The sequence below is a fragment of the Mycolicibacterium tokaiense genome, assembly GCF_010725885.1.
GTDB classification, from domain to species: Bacteria; Actinomycetota; Actinomycetes; order Mycobacteriales; family Mycobacteriaceae; genus Mycobacterium; species Mycobacterium tokaiense.
Genome location: NZ_AP022600.1, coordinates 2,910,354 through 2,926,834, shown reverse-complemented (window position 1 = coordinate 2,926,834; position 16,481 = coordinate 2,910,354). Strand labels below are relative to the sequence as shown.

18 protein-coding genes and 1 tRNA gene are annotated in these 16,481 nt (G+C 69.6%); 6 read left to right on the top strand and 13 right to left on the bottom strand.

Going from position 1 to position 16,481, the window contains the following annotated elements:
• Positions 1–18 precede the first annotated feature (18 nt).
• A complete protein-coding gene (locus tag G6N58_RS14200; RefSeq protein WP_115278263.1) occupies positions 19–1,263 on the top strand; it encodes an aminodeoxychorismate synthase component I in 1,245 nt (414 codons plus the stop codon).
• On the opposite strand, the gene rsmI is transcribed toward G6N58_RS14200, so the two are convergent.
• The gene (rsmI, locus tag G6N58_RS14195; protein WP_163908169.1) at positions 1,218–2,063 is read right to left on the bottom strand and encodes a 16S rRNA (cytidine(1402)-2'-O)-methyltransferase; all 846 of its coding nucleotides are present in this window, start codon (positions 2,061–2,063) and stop codon (positions 1,218–1,220) included. The genes G6N58_RS14200 and rsmI overlap by 46 nt on opposite strands.
• A gap of 35 nt (positions 2,064–2,098) precedes the next feature.
• Here rsmI and G6N58_RS14190 point away from each other — a divergent pair, with 35 nt between their 5' ends.
• Both G6N58_RS14190 and G6N58_RS14185 read left to right on the top strand, forming a co-directional pair.
• A complete protein-coding gene (locus tag G6N58_RS14190) occupies positions 2,099–3,643 on the top strand; it encodes a dolichyl-phosphate-mannose--protein mannosyltransferase (RefSeq protein ID WP_115278264.1) in 1,545 nt (514 codons plus the stop codon).
• A gap of 252 nt (positions 3,644–3,895) precedes the next feature.
• Positions 3,896–4,741, top strand: coding sequence for a hypothetical protein (locus G6N58_RS14185; RefSeq protein WP_115278265.1), 846 nt, complete (start codon positions 3,896–3,898; stop codon positions 4,739–4,741).
• A 7-nt stretch (positions 4,742–4,748) separates the two neighbouring features.
• On the opposite strand, the gene arcA is transcribed toward G6N58_RS14185, so the two are convergent.
• Positions 4,749–5,957: an arginine deiminase gene (arcA, locus tag G6N58_RS14180; protein ID WP_068915297.1), complete on the bottom strand. Its 1,209-nt coding sequence runs from the start codon at positions 5,955–5,957 to the stop codon at positions 4,749–4,751.
• A 47-nt stretch (positions 5,958–6,004) separates the two neighbouring features.
• Between arcA and soxR the strand changes: the two genes are divergently transcribed.
• Both soxR and G6N58_RS14170 read left to right on the top strand, forming a co-directional pair.
• Entirely contained in the window at positions 6,005–6,436 is a 432-nt protein-coding gene (soxR, locus tag G6N58_RS14175) for a redox-sensitive transcriptional activator SoxR (RefSeq protein WP_068915296.1), read from the top strand.
• A 32-nt stretch (positions 6,437–6,468) separates the two neighbouring features.
• The gene (locus tag G6N58_RS14170) at positions 6,469–7,074 is read left to right on the top strand and encodes an alpha-ketoglutarate-dependent dioxygenase AlkB (RefSeq protein WP_068915295.1); all 606 of its coding nucleotides are present in this window, start codon (positions 6,469–6,471) and stop codon (positions 7,072–7,074) included.
• Here the strand turns inward: G6N58_RS14170 and G6N58_RS14165 are convergent.
• The 3 genes from G6N58_RS14165 to G6N58_RS14155 form a co-directional block, all read right to left on the bottom strand.
• Positions 7,071–7,691 (bottom strand): DUF5642 family protein, encoded by a 621-nt coding sequence (locus tag G6N58_RS14165; RefSeq protein WP_232067860.1) that lies wholly within the window; start codon positions 7,689–7,691, stop codon positions 7,071–7,073. The two genes, G6N58_RS14170 and G6N58_RS14165, sit on opposite strands and share 4 nt — an antisense overlap.
• 68 nt (positions 7,692–7,759) lie before the next feature.
• Positions 7,760–8,440 carry a DUF5642 family protein gene (locus G6N58_RS14160; RefSeq protein ID WP_115278267.1) on the bottom strand — a complete coding sequence of 227 codons (681 nt, stop codon included), beginning with the start codon at positions 8,438–8,440 and terminating at the stop codon, positions 7,760–7,762.
• Positions 8,441–8,467: 27 nt separating this feature from the next.
• Complete coding sequence (locus G6N58_RS14155; RefSeq protein WP_115278268.1) at positions 8,468–8,944, bottom strand: TspO/MBR family protein; 477 nt, start codon at positions 8,942–8,944, stop codon at positions 8,468–8,470.
• Positions 8,945–9,033: 89 nt separating this feature from the next.
• Between G6N58_RS14155 and lpqN the strand changes: the two genes are divergently transcribed.
• On the top strand, positions 9,034–9,753 hold the full coding sequence (gene lpqN / locus G6N58_RS14150; protein ID WP_115278269.1) for an envelope biogenesis lipoprotein LpqN: 720 nt from the start codon (positions 9,034–9,036) through the stop codon (positions 9,751–9,753).
• A 1-nt stretch (position 9,754) separates the two neighbouring features.
• Here the strand turns inward: lpqN and G6N58_RS14145 are convergent, their stop codons facing one another.
• The 8 genes from G6N58_RS14145 to glp form a co-directional block, all read right to left on the bottom strand.
• Entirely contained in the window at positions 9,755–10,576 is an 822-nt protein-coding gene (locus tag G6N58_RS14145; RefSeq protein ID WP_068915290.1) for a shikimate 5-dehydrogenase, read from the bottom strand.
• An 8-nt stretch (positions 10,577–10,584) separates the two neighbouring features.
• The gene (pat, locus tag G6N58_RS14140) at positions 10,585–11,571 is read right to left on the bottom strand and encodes an acetyltransferase Pat (protein WP_115278270.1); all 987 of its coding nucleotides are present in this window, start codon (positions 11,569–11,571) and stop codon (positions 10,585–10,587) included.
• 73 nt (positions 11,572–11,644) lie between these two features.
• On the bottom strand, positions 11,645–12,295 hold the full coding sequence (locus tag G6N58_RS14135; RefSeq protein ID WP_197746421.1) for a LysE family translocator: 651 nt from the start codon (positions 12,293–12,295) through the stop codon (positions 11,645–11,647).
• A gap of 40 nt (positions 12,296–12,335) precedes the next feature.
• Complete coding sequence (locus tag G6N58_RS14130) at positions 12,336–13,130, bottom strand: bestrophin-like domain (protein WP_115278271.1); 795 nt, start codon at positions 13,128–13,130, stop codon at positions 12,336–12,338.
• 58 nt (positions 13,131–13,188) lie between these two features.
• A tRNA-Ala gene (locus G6N58_RS14125) sits at positions 13,189–13,261 on the bottom strand.
• 50 nt (positions 13,262–13,311) lie between these two features.
• Entirely contained in the window at positions 13,312–14,367 is a 1,056-nt protein-coding gene (gene sepX / locus G6N58_RS14120) for a divisome protein SepX/GlpR (protein ID WP_115278272.1), read from the bottom strand.
• A 162-nt stretch (positions 14,368–14,529) separates the two neighbouring features.
• A complete protein-coding gene (locus tag G6N58_RS14115) occupies positions 14,530–15,183 on the bottom strand; it encodes a GNAT family N-acetyltransferase (RefSeq protein ID WP_115278273.1) in 654 nt (217 codons plus the stop codon).
• A 5-nt stretch (positions 15,184–15,188) separates the two neighbouring features.
• Positions 15,189–16,448, bottom strand: coding sequence for a molybdotransferase-like divisome protein Glp (gene glp, locus G6N58_RS14110; RefSeq protein ID WP_068915270.1), 1,260 nt, complete (start codon positions 16,446–16,448; stop codon positions 15,189–15,191).
• Positions 16,449–16,481: the final 33 nt, after the last annotated feature.

Sequence of the window (16,481 nt, the reverse complement as noted above, 5' to 3'; positions counted from 1 at the left end):
GTCTGGGAAGCTGGAGCCGTGCGCATCCAGCGGCTCGGCGACCTCGGCGGGTTCCCCGCGGTGCTGCGTGCCGTCGCTGCGGCCACCACCCGGGAGGGGCTGGCGCCGCCTGCGGCGCTGTCCGGCGACTGGTTCGGTTCGTCGGCAGTGATCGCGCCGTCGCTGCGCGCCGACGAGTGCGCGCCGGAGCGCGTCTTCGACGTGGCTCCCGCCCACCATCCGTCGGCGGTCGGCGGCGGATGGATCGGCCATCTGTCCTACCCCGACGGCGCCGGCGCCCGCGTCCCCGTCGCCGCGGGCGGCTGGACCGACTGTGTACTGCGCCGGGACCTGGACGGCGTCTGGTGGTACGAGGACCTGACCGGAGCCAACCTGCCGGACTGGCTGGCCGACGCGGTGCACACCTCCGCGCCGCCGGCGCCCTGGCACCTCGATTGGACCGCCCCGGACCGGACGGCCCACGAGGCCGGTGTGCGCGCCTGTCTGGACGCCATCGCCGCCGGCGAGGTGTACCAGGCCTGCGTCTGCACCCAGTTCACCGGCGTCCTCGACGGCGACCCGCTGCAGTTCTTCGCCGACGCCGTGGGGCGCACCTCCCCGGCCCGCGCGGCCTTCGTGGCCGGCGACTGGGGCGCGGTGGCGTCGTTGTCACCGGAGCTGTTCCTGCGCCGCCGGGGCGCGGCTGTGTGGTCCAGCCCGATCAAAGGGACCCTGCCACTGCGTGACGACCCTGCGCTGTTGCGCCGGTCGGTCAAGGACGTGGCCGAGAATGTGATGATCGTCGACCTGGTGCGCAATGACCTGGGCCGGGTGGCCACCATCGGCAGCGTGCGGGTACCCGAACTGCTGACCGTGCGGCCGGCCCCCGGGGTGTGGCATCTGGTGTCGACGGTCACCGCCGACGTGCCTACGGCGCTGCCCAACTCCGCACTGCTGGCGGCCACATTCCCACCGGCCTCGGTCACTGGAACTCCGAAACTACGTGCGCGCGAACTGCTTTCCCAGTGGGAGCCGCACCGGCGCGGCGTGTACTGCGGCACGGTCGGATTGGCCTCGCCGGTGGCCGGCACCGAGCTCAACGTGGCCATCCGCACGGTGGAGTTCGACGCGTCCGGCACCGCGGTCCTCGGCGTCGGAGGCGGCATCACCGCGGACTCGGACCCCGCCGCCGAGTGGGAGGAGTGTCTGCACAAGGCCGCGCCCACGGTCGGGCTGCGTCACTCCCGCGACGTGAGCGCTCCCGATTTCACGACGGCCTCGTAGAGCTCGCGCCGCGACGGTGCGCCGGGATGCGCCGCCACGACCTGCGCGCAGGCATCCTTGACCCGCACGCCGTCGGCGGCAAGCTCCTGCACCTCACCCACCAGCGTGGCGAGGTCGGCCGTGGGCACCGCCCCGGCCAGCACCACGGTGATCTCCCCCAGCACCCCGTCCGCGGCCCACTCCGCCAACTCGCCGAGCGTGCCCCGCACGATCTCCTCGTGGGTCTTGGTGAGCTCGCGGCACACCACGGCCCGGCGGTCGTCGCCCAGGGCGTCGGCGGCCTCGCCCAACAGCTCGGCCAGCCGGCGCGGCGACTCGAAGAACACACATGTGCGCTGCTCGACCGCCAGCGCCGCGAACCAGGCCCGCCTGCCCCTGCGCGGCGCAAACCCCTCGAAGCAGAACCGGTCGGACGGCAGCCCGGAGACAGCCAGGGCCGTGGTGACCGCCGACGGACCCGGCAGACAGGTCACCGGGACACCGGCCTCCACACATCCGGAGACCAACCGGTAGCCGGGGTCACTGATCAGGGGCATACCGGCGTCAGTGACCACCAGGACCGTCGCCCCGGATTTCATCTCCTCGATCAGCACGGGCGCACGCGTCGACTCGTTCTGGTCGAACAGGCTGACCACCTTGCCCGCCATCCGCACGTCCAGCGCGGTGGCCAGAGCGCGCACCCGCCGGGTGTCCTCGGCGGCCACCACATCGGCACTCGCCAGAGCCGCCCGCAACCGGGCCGACGCATCCGAGGGCTGTCCCAGCGGAGTGGCCCCCAGCAACAGTCGGCCACCACTCATGGAATACCAGCCTACGGTCCGTACACTCGCAGCCGATGACCGCTCCTCCCACCGTGATGCCGGAGCGCGCCGTACCCGTGATCAGCCCCGGCCCGCTCGTCCCCGTCGCCGACTTCGGGCCCGTCGACAAGGCCAACGGCTGGATCATGACGGCCGTGGTGGCGGCCCTGGCGCTGGTGACGCGGTTTCTGAACCTGCAGTCGCCCACCGACGCCGGCACCCCGGTGTTCGACGAGAAGCACTACGCCCCGCAGGCCTGGCAGGTGCTGCACAACGGCGGCATCGAGGACAACCCCGGTTTCGGGCTGGTGGTGCACCCGCCGCTGGGCAAGCAGCTGATCGCGATCGGCGAAGGGATCTTCGGCTACAACGGCCTGGGCTGGCGGTTCACCGGCGCGTTGCTGGGTGTGTTGATGGTGGTGATCGCGGCCAGGACGGTGCGGCGGATCAGCCGCTCCACCCTGATCGGCGGCCTGGCCGGGGTGCTGCTGGTTGCCGAGAGCGTGTCCTTCGTGACGGCCAGAACCGCGCTGCTGGACGGCTTCCTGGTGTTCTTCGTGGTGGCCGCGTTCGGGGCACTGATAGTCGACCGCGATCAGATGCGCGAGCGCATGCACACCGCCCTGCTCGAGGGCCGCATCACCGAGACGCCTTGGGGGCCGCGTCTGGGCGTGCGGTGGTGGCGGTTCGGTGCCGGCGTGCTGCTGGGCCTGGCGACCGCCACCAAGTGGTCCGGCCTGTACTTCATCCTGTTCTTCGGGGTGATGACGCTGGCCTTCGACATCGCGGCCCGCCGCCAGTACCGGGTGCCGCGGCCCTGGCTGGGGACGCTGCGCCGCGACCTGGGGCCGACGGCGTATGTGTTCGCGCTGATTCCTCTGGCGGTGTATCTGGCCAGCTACTGGGGTTGGTTCGCTTCGGAGACCGCGGTGGACCGGCACGTGGTGGGCGAGGAGATCGGCGAGCGGCAGTGGTGGCAACCTCCGGACGCCATTCGCTCGCTCTGGTACTACACGGCGAAGGCCTACGAGTTCCACGCCGGGCTCACCAACGCCGCGGGCAACCATCACCCGTGGGAGTCCAAGCCCTGGACCTGGCCGATGTCGCTACGGCCGGTGCTGTATGCCATCGACCAGGAGAACGTCCCCGGCTGCGGGGTGCAGTCCTGCGTCAAGGCGGTGATGCTCGTGGGCACGCCGGCCATGTGGTGGCTGGCCGTGCCGGTGCTGGTGTACGCGCTGTGGCGGTCGATGTTCCGCCGCGATTGGCGCTACGCGGTGGTGCTGGTGGGCTACGTCGCCGGCTGGCTGCCCTGGTTCGCCGAGGTCGACCGGCAGATGTACTTCTTCTACGCCGCCACCATGGCGCCATTCCTGGTGATGGCGATTGCATTGATCTGCGGGGACATCCTCTACAAGCGGGGGCAGAACGACGAGCGCCGCACCCTGGGCCTTCTGGTGGTGTGCTTCTACACCGCGGTGGTGCTGACGAACTTCGCGTGGCTGTTCCCGGTCCTGACCGGGCTGCCGATCTCGCAAGCAACCTGGAACATGCAGATCTGGCTGCCCAGCTGGCGTTAGAAGTGCCCTTCGGGCGGTTCCGGCCGAGGCGCCGCCCAGGGTCGTGAATCCGGCAACCCAGCACCGCGTCCACAACCATGGTGTACATCCCAGGCAGAGCACCCACCACAGCACTTCCCACCGACGCGGTGCTGACCCGACAGCCCCGCTTGCGGTAACAAGTGCGCGGCATGCTGGCGAGATCGCCGTTCATGCACAGCCCGCACCGCACCACGACGGGCCGTATGCCTCTGGTCCTGCACGATTGCCCACATGCGCCCGTTTCTGGGGTCCGAAGCGCTCGCCCAGGGTCTCCTCACCCGGGGCCAGCTGCGCTGGCGGTACGTCCCGATCCTGCCGGATGTCTACGTGCCCAAGGACTGGCCGGAGCTCGACGCCTGGCACTGGGCCGAAGCCACGTGGTTGTGGACCGGCCGTGCCGGGGTCATCACCGGCCTGGTCGCCACCCACCTGCTGGGGGCGTACCGGATTCCCCTCACCGGGCCCGTTGAGGTCATCACGTCGAAACGCCGGCCGCCGAAGCAGGTGTGCGTGCGTGCCGAACAGATCGCCGACGACGAGATCATCCGCTGGCCCGATTGTCACCTCACCACCGCCGCGCGGACCGCAGTGGACATCGGCCGACGCCGGCCGAGAGACGAGGCCGTGGCCATCCTCGATGCGCTCGCCCACGGCAACTGCCTCACCGCGTCGGAAGTGCTGCGGGTGGCCGACAGGTATGCGGGCACGCCGGGCATCGGCGACGCCCGACTGGCCGCCCACCTGATGGACGGCGGGGCGTTGTCCCTGCGGGAGACGCGACTGCGACTGAACCTATTGGACCGGGGACTGCCCCGGCCGCAGACCCAGATCACCATCTGCGATGGCGGCAGCACCACCACGATCCCGCTCGGTTGGCCGTGGTGCAAAGTGGCCGTGATGTTCCTGCCGAACGAGGCTGCCGCCCACCCGAGACTGCTGCGCCAACGGGAGATTCAACACGATGTGCTGCAGGCCCAGGGGTGGTTTACCGTCTGGACCGCCGAGCGCTACTCCCCGCGAATCCTCGGTTCCCGGGTGTCAGCGGCCATCGAGACCCAGAAACGACGGGCGTGTTAGACCGCGTTCAAAGCGGGTCGCGTGCCGCCGGGCAGGACATGCAACGTGGGCCGCCCCGGCCGGTGCCCAGCTCCGAGGCCGAGATGCGCAACACCTCGATCCCGGAATCTTCCAGTCGCGCATTGGTTTCGGTGTTGCGCTCATAGGCCACCACGACACCGGGGGCCAGCGCCAGGGTGTTGTTGCCGTCGTCCCACTGCTCGCGCTCGGCGGTCACCGGATCCAGGCCGGTGTCGATCACCCGCAGCTTCGCGATGCCCATCGCGTCGGCGGCCGCAGCCACGAAGGGCGCCGCGCGGTCGATCTTCACCGCACCGCCGTCCAGGCGTCGAATGGTGAAGGCGGACAACGAGTCCACGATGTTCGGATACATCACCACCGCGTCGGTGTCGACCATGGTGCACACGGTGTCCAGGTGCATCTGCGCGCGCTCCTGCGCAATCGGCACCGCCAGCACGGTGTGCGCCAGATTGTCGTCGAACAGGCTGCGCGCCAGGGCTTCCGCGCCGGCCGGCGTGGTGCGCTCCCCTACCCCGACGGCCACCACCCCGGGGGCGAGCAACAGCACGTCACCGCCCTCCACCGGAGCCGAACGCGACTCGTAGGCCCGGCGCACCCCGAGGAACCGGGGGTGGTGGGCGTAGATCAGATCGGTCAGCGACGTCTCGCGCATCCGCGCGGGCATCGCCAGCGAGGTGATCGCCACCCGCGGGCCGATCCAGAACGAGGAGTCGCGGGTGAACAACAGATTGGGCAACGGATCGATCACGAAGTCGGCGCCGTGGTGCATCCGGCGCACCAGCGACAATTCCTGTTCCCCGAACGGCAGCTCGTCGAAGGTCATGCCCGCCATGAGCACATGCGCCAGCGACGCGGCGTCGAGGGTGCGCAGATAACTCGCCAGTTCCTGCGACAGCGGCAAGCCGAGCCGGCGCGCGTCCACCGCCGCCGAGATCCCGTGCATGCGGGCCGCGCCACTTTCCAGGGCCTGCGCCAGCAGCTCCGGCAGCAGCAGCACCTCCACATCGCGGGAGCGGAGCAGCGCGGCGAAGGCGTCGTGTTCCTCCTGCGCCCGCGACACCCACGGCAGGCCGTCGAACAGCAGGGTGTCGTTGTTGCGCGGCGTCAGCCGCTGCAACTCGGCGCCGGGCCGGTGCAGGATCACCGTGCGCAGCCTGCCGACCTCGGAATTCGAACCCAGCTGAGCAACACTCACGCCTAGCACCGTAGCCTGATCCGTCGCCTCAACTATTGTTCAGGTGTATGGAGTCCTCCGACCTGGCCCCCGGGGAGTTGGCACACCGGGCCGGTGTGGCCGTCTCCGCCCTGCACTTCTACGAGCGCGAAGGCCTGATCACCAGCAGGCGCACCTCCGGCAACCAGCGCCGTTACAGCCGCGACACGCTGCGGCGGGTGGCGTTCATCCGAATGTCCCAGCGCCTGGGCATCCCCCTGGCCCGGGTGCGGGAGGCGCTGGCGACCCTGCCGTCGGACCGGGTGCCCACCAGCAAGGACTGGGCGAAGCTGTCCGCGGGCTGGCGCCAGGATCTCGACGACCGCATCCTGCACCTGCAGCGGCTACGCGACAACCTGGCCGACTGCATCGGCTGCGGATGCCTGAGCCTCAAGAGCTGTCTGCTGACCAACCCCGGCGACGTGCTCGCCGAGCACGGGCCGGGCGCCGCGCGGCTCTGACCAGTCGAACGCCTGTGCGATACCCTGTGAGGGTGTCGGTAGCAGTACAGGACTCGTTGTTCGACCATGCCGAACGTCGCCAGCTCGAGCACGGCGCGTGGATCGACGTACGGTCCGGGTGGATCGAGGACGTCGAATGGGGACGCACTCTGTTCGACGAGCTGCGCGAGGTGATCCCCTGGCGGGCCGAACGCCGCAAGATGTACGACCGCGTGCTCGACGTGCCGAGGCTGGTCAGTTTTCACCACCTGCTCGACGAACCCGTGCCCCATCCGGCGCTCAAACAGCTGCGCCGCCGGCTCAACGACATCTACGCCGGGGAGCTGGGCGAGCCGTTCGTCAGTGCCGGCCTGTGTCTGTACCGCGACGGGGAGGACAGTGTGGCCTGGCACGGCGACACCATCGGCCGCAGCCAGACCCAGGACACCATGGTCGCCATCGTGAGCCTGGGCGCGGCACGCACGTTCGCGCTGCGGCCCCGCGGCGGCGGGCACGCTCTGCGCATCCAGCACGGCCACGGCGACCTGCTGGTGATGGGCGGCTCGTGTCAGCGCACCTGGGAGCACGCCATCCCGAAGACGACGAAACCGACGGGGCCGCGGATCAGCATCCAATTCCGCCCGCGCGACGTCCGCTAGGAGCGGATCGCCGAGACCGCCTCGGTCAGCAGGGCCTGCGCCCGCGCGGTGTCCACCGGCACCACCGGCTTGTCCGGTAGCACCAGCGGGTTGGCCGTGACGATCACCTGGTAGTCGCCGAAGTGCGCCAGATAGCTGTAGATCTCGCCGGTCTGGGGCTGTCCGTTGACGGTGGTCTGCAGAACGCGGTGCACCGCCTGGGTCTGCACTCCGTCGATCTGCGGGACCGGCGCCACCTCGACGGTGCCGCGCAGCGCTCCGCCGGCGAAGTTGACCTTCTGGCAGTTCTCGGCCGGTTCGACCATCGGCAGTTCGGTGTTGGTCTCCATCGCGATGGCAATGAATCGCAGTCCCTCGCCCTCGGCCGAGATCGCCGCCATGTTGCCCTTGAGGTCGGCCGGCAGCTGCTGGCCGGCGGCGAACTGGGAGCAGTCCGCGGGCTCGAATTTCAGCCCGTCGGGCAGCTTCTGGGCGGCCAGCAGGCCCGGGTCGATGCCCGTCACCGGAACCTCCGAGACGGTGAATTCGGGACCGAACGACGCCTTGACGTCAGCCACCTTGGCGATGTCGGCGGACGGGCCGTCAGCCGCCTCTTCGGGGGACGCGCACGCGGTCATCAGACCGACGCACGGCAGGACAACCAGCGCTCTGCGACTGCAACCACGACTCCACATCGGGGGCCAATCTACCCACGCAGCGTGTTGACCGTCGTCACCAGGAGGTCGCTGGCGTACTGCGGCGGCAGTGGCGCACCGACGGCGCCGGGATCGGTCACCAAGGTCACGAACACCACGTACTGATCCACCAGCGCCAGGAAAGTGTCGGCGCGCGAATCGGTTTCGTTGCCGGATTCCACCCGGGCCCGAACGGTGGCTGCGGCACCCAGCGTCGCCGCCCCGTCGATCATCGGCGCGTCGGTGAGCGTCACGTCCGCGGTCGACGATCCGTAGGCCATCGACCATTGTCCGCAGCCGCCGAGCAGCACCGAGTCCAGCCCGGCCTGGGGCCGTGGCGGACCGGTGACCACCACGACGTAGACGATTCCCCCCGGGCCCGAGCCCGATATCCCGACGGCCGGGCCGTCCGGAGCGGGGTCCACCAGCGCTGCGCACTGCGGCGGTTCGGCGGTCGCGCCCCGACCCAGACCCCAGAACGCCACCGGCGACGAGGCGTATCCGCCGACGTCGGCCACCTCGTATCCCTCGGGCAGCGCGGGGCGAAGGCGGCGGATGCGTTCAGGGTCGATGGTGCCGATGCCGGCGGGCGCAGCGGCACTCGAGGTGGCCGGGGCGGGCGGCTGCGGCGCCGGCTGCCCGCACCCGGCCAGCACCGTGACCGCCGAGACGCTCAGCGCCAGTGCCCGCACCGGCCCTTACTACCACAGCCGCCGCGGTCAGCGGTTGAGGCGCCAGATGTCGGTGGACATCACGGTGGCGAAGGTGCACCACAGCGGATACGGCGCCAGCGCGAGACCGGCCGCCGGGCTGACCTGCGCGGTCCGCCGCGCCAGATCAGCGCTGCTGACGGCCAGCGCACCCGCCGCGACAGCAGACGGGCCCAGTTTGTGCGCCTTGAAGAACAGCCAGCTCCAGCCCGCGTTGAGCACCAGGTTCAGCCCCAGCGCAGCGGTGTAGCCCTTGGCTGCGGCGGCGTCACGGGCACGCAACCTGTCGATGGTGGCGGCGGAGGTGACGGCGATGTCGGTGTAGAGCGACGTCCACGCGATGGGGAACACCACGTTGGGCGGCACATAGCGCGGCTTGCGCACGGTCGGGTACCAGGTTTCGACGCCCGCCTTGCTGGCGATGCTGCCGATCACCGCGGCGGCGGCGGTTCCGAGTCCGGTGGCGAGAAGAGTGCGTGACGGCATGGTCTCGACCGTAGTCCGCCGCAATGCCAACACGTCGCCTTTGCTCACCGTAGGCTTCGCGGCAAACCAAGCTCGAAGGAGACACGCCGATGAAGCTCACCTCCGTCGCCGGTGCGGGCATCACCGCTCTCGCACTCGGCCTGGCCCTGGTGGGCTGCGGGTCGGATTCCTCGACCGAATCCACCAGCACCGAAGCCACCAGCACTGAAGCGACAAGCAGCGCGCAGGAGACCTCGGAGTCACCGTCGCCGGCCGCGGAATCCAGCACACCGTCCGTGCCTGCCGGCCCCAACGAGACCATCCAGGATTACATCGCGGCCAACGGGATCCAGGAGCAGGCTGTCGCGCGGGATCAACCGGGGGTCCCGGTGGTGAATCTGCCCGTGCCACCGGGGTGGGAGGCCCGGGACAACATTCCCGAGGCGCCGTTCGGGGCCATCGTGTTCCCGGGCACGCAGGTGCCGGACAACCCGCCCCGGGTGCTGGCACTGATGTCGAAGCTCACCGGCGACGTCGACCCCGACGCGATTCTGGAGTACGCCCCGGGTGAGCTGGAGAACCTGCCGGGCTGGCAGCCGATGAACCAGGGCTCCCGCAACCAGCTCAGTGGTTTCGACGCATTCCAGATTGCCGGCGCGTACGAGATCGACGGCCGCGAAGGCATGATCGCGCAGAAGACGGTGGTGATTCCCGCGGCCGACGGAGTGTACGTGCTGCAACTCAATGCCTATGCCAGCCAGCAGGAGACTGAGGTGCTCGAGGCCGCCACCCAGTTCATCGACGGGCAGACCACCATCACCGCCGGGTGAGTCAGGCCCGCGAGATCCGCGACGCCTCGGCGACCTGCTCCGGGGTGGGGCGCACCCCGGTGTAGCGCGCGAACTGCTCGGCGGCCTGCAGCGCGATCACCTCGGCGCCGGTGATCACCTGCTTGCCCGCCGAACGGGCCGCGGCAATCAGCGGTGTCTCCGACGGCAGGGCCACCACGTCGAACACCGTGTCGGCGGCGGCGATCATGGCGGTGTCGAACGGCGAGTCGTGCTCCTCGGGTCCGCCCGCCATCCCCACCGGCGTCACGTTGACGACGATCGACGCGGTGGCACCGCCAACGTGCGGACGCCAGTGGTAGCCGAGCCGTTCGGCGAGTTCGGGCCCGGTGACCGGATTGCGCGCCACCAGCGTGCCGGCGCGAAAGCCGTTGTCGCGGAAGGCCGAGGCGACCGCAGCGGCCATGCCGCCACTGCCGTGGATGAGCACCGTCTGCGCGGGGTCGAGGTGGTGGATGCCGATCAACGCCTCGATGGCAAGGTAGTCGGTGTTGGCGGCGGTCAACACCCCGCCGTCGTTGACGATGGTGTTCACCGCGTTGATCACCCGTGCGGAGTCCTCCACGTGGTCGACGAGTGCCAGCACGTCCTGCTTGAACGGCATGGACACCGAGCAGCCGCGGATTCCCAGTGCCCGCACCCCGCCGATGGCCGCGGCGATGTCAGTGGTGGTGAACGCCTTGTAGATGAAGTCCAGCCCCAGCGTCTCGTAGAGATGGTTGTGGAATCGGGTGCCGATATTGCTGGGCCGTGCGGCCAGCGAAATGCACAAGGTGGTGTCCTTGGACAACGGCGGTCTGGTCATCTGACTCCCTACAACACCCGGATCATCTGCCGGGCAACGTCTTCGAGCCGTTTCTCGGTCTCGGGACCGAACGGTACGGTGGCGGGCACGTTGACGACGGTGGTGACGATGCCCAGATCCTCGCGCTCCCAGTGGGCGCCGGCGTGGTTGAAGATGGAGCGCATGGCCCGGTTCTGCGAGAGCACCCGGCCGGAGAACGTCTTGACCCCGGCCACCCGCGCCGCCACGGTGAGCGCTCCCATCAGAAAGGTGCCGATGCCGCGGCCCTGGTAGTCGTCGCCGACGGTGAAGGCGATCTCGGCGGTACTGCTGTCGCGTTCGTCGCGGACGTAGCGGGCATCGGCCACCACGTCACCCGCTTCGGTGGTGACGACCCAGACGAAGTGGTCCACGTAGTCGACCTCGAAGAGGTAGCGCATCAGGCTCGGTGTCGGCACCCGCGGCGACTGGAACCGCCGGTACAGCGTCTCGCTGGAGAATTCCACCGGGCCGGTGACGGTGCGCTCGCTGTCGCCGGGCAGCACCGGGCGCACCAGCAGGCGAGTGCCGTCGTCGAGGGCCAGCGGGACCGGGGTGATGAACGCGGCGAGCCGCTGGCGCGCGGTGCGGATCAACAGGGCCAGAACGCCGGGCAGTTCGATCAATTCGTCGAACGCGTCGTCGCCGCCCACCCAGCCGGTCAGGTGCTCCAGCGCAGTGACGGTGGCGGTGCGCGGCGAATGCCGCAGCAGAGCGATCTCACCGACGATGCGGCCCGGCCCGACGTCGGTGACGAAGGAGGGACTGTCGTCGCTGTGGTGGCTCACCTCGACGCGACCGGTGTGGATGATCAGAAAGAAGTCGGCCGGGCCGCCCTGGGCCATCAGGACGTCGCCGGGCTCGGCGGTGATGGGCGTCAGCTCGCGGGCCAGCGGATAGAGGTCGGCTCCGAAGCAGTCCGCGAACACCGTGAGCGCAGCGAGATCTTCGGCGCGCTGCACCAGACTTTCGGCCACGACATTCCGTCCTCTCCGATGTCGCCGACGTTACCGGAGCGGTTGCCGTCTTCGAGGCTGATGCAGTTGTGGACTACCGCAACGCGGTCCGCACACCATCCACGGCGAACCAGGCACCCAGGCCACCCAGGATGGATCCCGCGGTCCGGTCGATCGCGCGGGACCACCGACGGTAGGTCTGCTGGGCGCTCTGGCGGGAGAGCACGGTGGCGACGATGAGGTACCAGAGCGTCTCGACCGCGGCCACAGACACCGGGATCGCGACCATCAGCCACAGCGAGGGGTTGGTGGGCAACGCCGAGGCGAACACGCTGGCGTAGACCACGATGGCCTTGGGGTTGCTCATCTGGGTGAGCAGGGCGGTCAGGAAGGTGCGTGACCCGCCGCCGGTGCGTTCGGCCTCGATCTCGGCGTGTGAGCCCCGGGAACGCCACATCTGGATCCCGAGGTAGACCAGGAATGCGCCGCCTGCGACCTTGACGGCCACGAACAGCCACTCCGCTGCGAGAAACACCACGCCCAGGCCCGTCACGGCGGCCACCGAGAAGATCAGGCTGGCGGCGCCGATGCCCAGTGCAGCCAGTCGGCCGTGCGCGGGCGTGGCCGCCAGCGCGGTGCGCGCCACCATGACGAAGCTCGGTCCCGGGCTCATCGCACCCAGCCCGATGGCCAGGACGATGGTGAACAGCGCGACGGCCTCCAGCGGTGTCGGTTGGAAAGTCACTCAGCCAGTGTGGCACTCCTGTCCCAGAATTGCCGTGCAGCTAGGCCGGCCCGGCCTGCAGAGTGCGGACGATCTGGTACAGGGGTTCGGGCACTGTGGACACCGCACCGACATAGGGGTGCGACAGTTCGACGACGAGGAACAGTTGCGCGCCGACGAGGACGCCGATGATGGCAGTCATGGCGTAGTGGTTGGCAGGCTTCTCCACGCCGTAGATGACGGCGCAACCGAGCAGCAGGCCACTGGTGATGAGGATGACCGCCCACAGTGACCAGGGTGGGCCGGTGTCGGTCGCAGCTTGGAGAACGCGCTCTGCGCGGGCTTTGCTCAGGTCGTTCAAGTTACTGAATGACGTTGCCAGGAGCGTCTTCTGCGCATCTGTGCGGGCCTGCACCGCCTCGTAGCCCGCGTAGAGCCGGTTCAGCGCCCGGTCGGCTTCCGGGTAGGACCGGCCCGCGGTGATCTCGTCCCATTCGGTGATGGCCGCCTGCTCGTACTCCAGCAGGCTGGCCCGGATACGGTCGCGGTCCGGCTCGTCGAAGATGTGGGAGTCTCGGGCCAGCTGGGCGCCGGCGGTCCCTTCGGTGCGGACGATGTCGTCGGCGTGGCTGATCTGGCCCCACATCGCCGAGACCACGAACCCGATGAAGAAGGCGAACACGAACCCGACGACGCCGAAGGCGAACTTGGTGACGTCGTTGTGCTCTTCACCGCGCAGGTTCGGGAAGCGGCGGCGCACGACCGCCTGTGCAGCGATGGCCACACCTGTCGTGACGATGATGATCAGAATCAGCAGCAGCCACGAGGGTATGTGCGACACAGCCCACTGACTCACAGCTCCCCCTCGCCTGAACGCTCGAGCCGGCGGTGATCCGTGACTGCTGGAATCTCTGTGGAGCTAAGGGGAATCGAACCCCTGACCTTCTCGATGCGAACGAGACGCGCTACCAACTGCGCTATAGCCCCTTGACCGGTAGCAGGCTACCAGCCGGCAGCACCGAATCCGAAACCGGTCGTCACTGCCCCGCCGCGCGCGGCAGGTCGTACTGGCGGGAGAACGGCACGTAGTCCAGGTGCTCGAAGACGGGGTCCTCGTCGTCGATCTCCAGCACCGCAGCCCCCGGGCGCCGCAGCCGGGCCGGCACCACGTTGAGCTCGTGATCGACGGTGTTCTCCACCCCGAGCCGCGACCTGGCCATCCGCTGCATCCGGCGCCGCCGCAGCCGCTCCTCGATACGCGTCTGGCGGCGCAGATAGGCCAGGTAGAGCAGGGTGATGGCACCGACGGTCGCACAGGCGTACCACATCGACGGCGACCACAGGTAGGCCGCGAGGGCGGTGCCGAGCAGCGCCACGGCCATCGACATCAGCATGCGCTTGCGGAACTGGAACTTGCGCGCGCTGACCGCCTCGGCCGTCTTGGACTCGAAGCGGCGGGCGCGGGCCGCGGTCGGGATGGCCCCGGTGGGAGGCTCGGCATCCTCCTCGGCCTCCAGCCCGGAGGTGTCGTCGACGTACTCGTACTCGTCGTCGCTGCCGTCGTCTTCCGCTCCGGCGTCCGCGGCGACCTCGGCAGGCTCCTCGGCCACCGACTCGTCCGCGGGTTCCTCGACGGGGGTCTCCTGCGCCTCCGAGGAGAACTCCAGGGGCAGCTCATCGGCCTGCTCGGCGACCTTCTCGGCCTTGGCCACCGGCAGTGCGCCCGAGTCCATCTCGACCACGTCGACGTCGAGATACTCGGACTCGTCCTCTTCGGCGACCGCGGTCACCACGGCCACGGCGCGCGCCCGCTGGGGCTTGCCGGTGACGACGACGGGACCGGTCTCGTCCTCGTCGAAATCGTCCAGTTCTTCTTCGGGGCGCCACTGCGGGTCACTGCGGTGACCGGCGGCGGGTTTGCCACGCTTGATCAACCGGGCGGCCCGGCCGCCGCTGTTGAGCACCCGGGTGGCCAGGGCGACGTCGCTGGTCCGCTTCACGGTGTCCCGCTTGTTGATGAGCATGGGCACCAGCACGAACAGCCAGAGCACGACGAGTGAGATCCAGAGCAATGACTGGGGGATGCTTGGCATGGTGGCCTGCTCCTTTCCCCTCCAGGCTAGGTCGGTTGACCTGCGCAACCAGGGCGGCGCGCCGAGGTCAATTACACACCTGTAATTCGCTGGAGTAAAGCACCACCAGTCACACGTGTCACATCTGCAACACTGCGTGACGTATTTTCCGCATCATCTGGGTCAGGCCCACTGTGCGCGGCCGGCCCGCACCAGCGTCGAGGCCACCGACCCGTTGACCTCTTCGACCGTCATCGCCACCAACAGGTGATCGCGCCAGCCGCCGTCGACGTCGAGGTAACGCCGCAGCAGCCCTTCCTCGCGGAAACCGGCCTTGGCCAACACCTTGCGGCTGGCCGTGTTCTCCGGGCGCACCGTGGCCTCCACCCGGTGCAGCATCACCGGACCGAAGCAGTGGTCCAGCCCCAGCGCCAGCGCGCCGGTGGCCACCCCGCCGCCGGTCAGCTCGCTGTGCACCCAATAGCCGATCCAGGCCGAACGCAGCGCACCGTGGGTGACATTGCCGACGGTCAGCTGACCGGCGAACTGGCCGTCGAGCTCGATGATGTAGGGCAGCATCCGCCCCCGGCGGGCCTCGGCCCGCAATCCCGAGCACACCGACGGCCACGCCGAAACTGCATGCCGCACAGGCCAATCCATTTCGGCAGTCGGTTCCCACGGCTCCAGGTACTGCCGGTCGGCGATCCGGATCCGGCTCCACTGGGCGGCGTCGCGCATGCGCACCGGCCGCAGCCGCACCACCCCGGCTCGCACCCGCAGCGGCCCCACTGCCGCGGGCCAGCCCGGGTGCAGGGAGTTGGACCGCCAGAAATTCACGAGCGTCAGCCGCGTTGGGCCAGGAAGGCGACGTCGACGGTCTCACCGGTGCGCAGCTGCTCCACCTCGCTGGGCACCACCACCAGACAGTTGGCCTCGGCCAGGGTGGCCAGTAGATGCGAGGACGACCCGGGCGCGCCGCCGAGCGCCTGCACCAGATACTCCCCGGTGTCCTGGTCGCGCATCAGCTGCCCACGCAGATAGCCCTTGCGCCCGGCAACCGATGAGATGGGGGCCAGGGTGCGGGCCTGCACCATGCGTCGCAGCGGCTGCCGCTTGCCCAGCGAGAGCCGGATCAGGGGCCGCACCATCACCTCGAAAACCACCAGGGCGCTCACCGGGTTGGCCGGCAGCAGGAACACCGGCACACCGTCGCGGCCCAGCTGGCCGAACCCCTGCACCGATCCCGGATGCATGGCGATGCGGGTCACCTCCATCTCACCGAGCTCGGCGAGCACCGCACGCACGCTCTCGGCGGCCGCGCCGCCCACCGCGCCGGCGATCACCACGATCTCAGCCCGGCTGAGTTGGCCCTCCACCACTTCCCGCAGTTTCTTCGGATCACTGTCCACGATGCCGACCCGGTTGACTTCGGCGCCGGCATCGCGGCCGGCCGCGGCAAGCGCATAGGAGTTCACGTCGTAGACCTGTCCGGTGCCCGGCGACCGCGACACGTCGACCAGCTCACCGCCCACGGACAACACCGACAGCCGCGGCCGCGGATGCACCAGCACCCGGTCACGTCCCACCGCTGCCAGCAGGCCCACCTGAGCCGCACCGACGATGGTGCCCGCGCGCACCGCCACGTCACCGGGCTGCACGTCGTCGCCGGTGCGGCGCACGTACGCCCCCGAGCGCACCCCGCGCAACACCCGTACCCGGGACTGCCCGCCGTCGGTCCACCGCAGCGGCAGCACCGCGTCGGCGAGCGTGGGCATGGGCGCCCCGGTCTGCACGCGCGCAGCCTGCCTGGGCTGCAGCCGGCTCGGGGTCTTGGTACCGGCCTCGATCACGCCCGTCACCGGCAGGCTGACCTGACCACCGGACATGTCGCCGTCGTCATCGGTGGCACCCGCGCCCAGCACGTCGACGCTGCGCACCGCGTAGCCGTCGATCGCGGCCTGATCGAAACCGGGCAACGGGCGTTCGGTCACCACCTCTTCGGCGCACATCAACCCTTGGGCCTCAGCGATCGCCACCCGGACCGGCCGCGGCGCCACCGCGGCGGCCTGCACACGGGCCTGCTGCTCCTCCACCGAACGCACAACGCGCCTTTCTGCCATCGGCCCCCGGCTTGG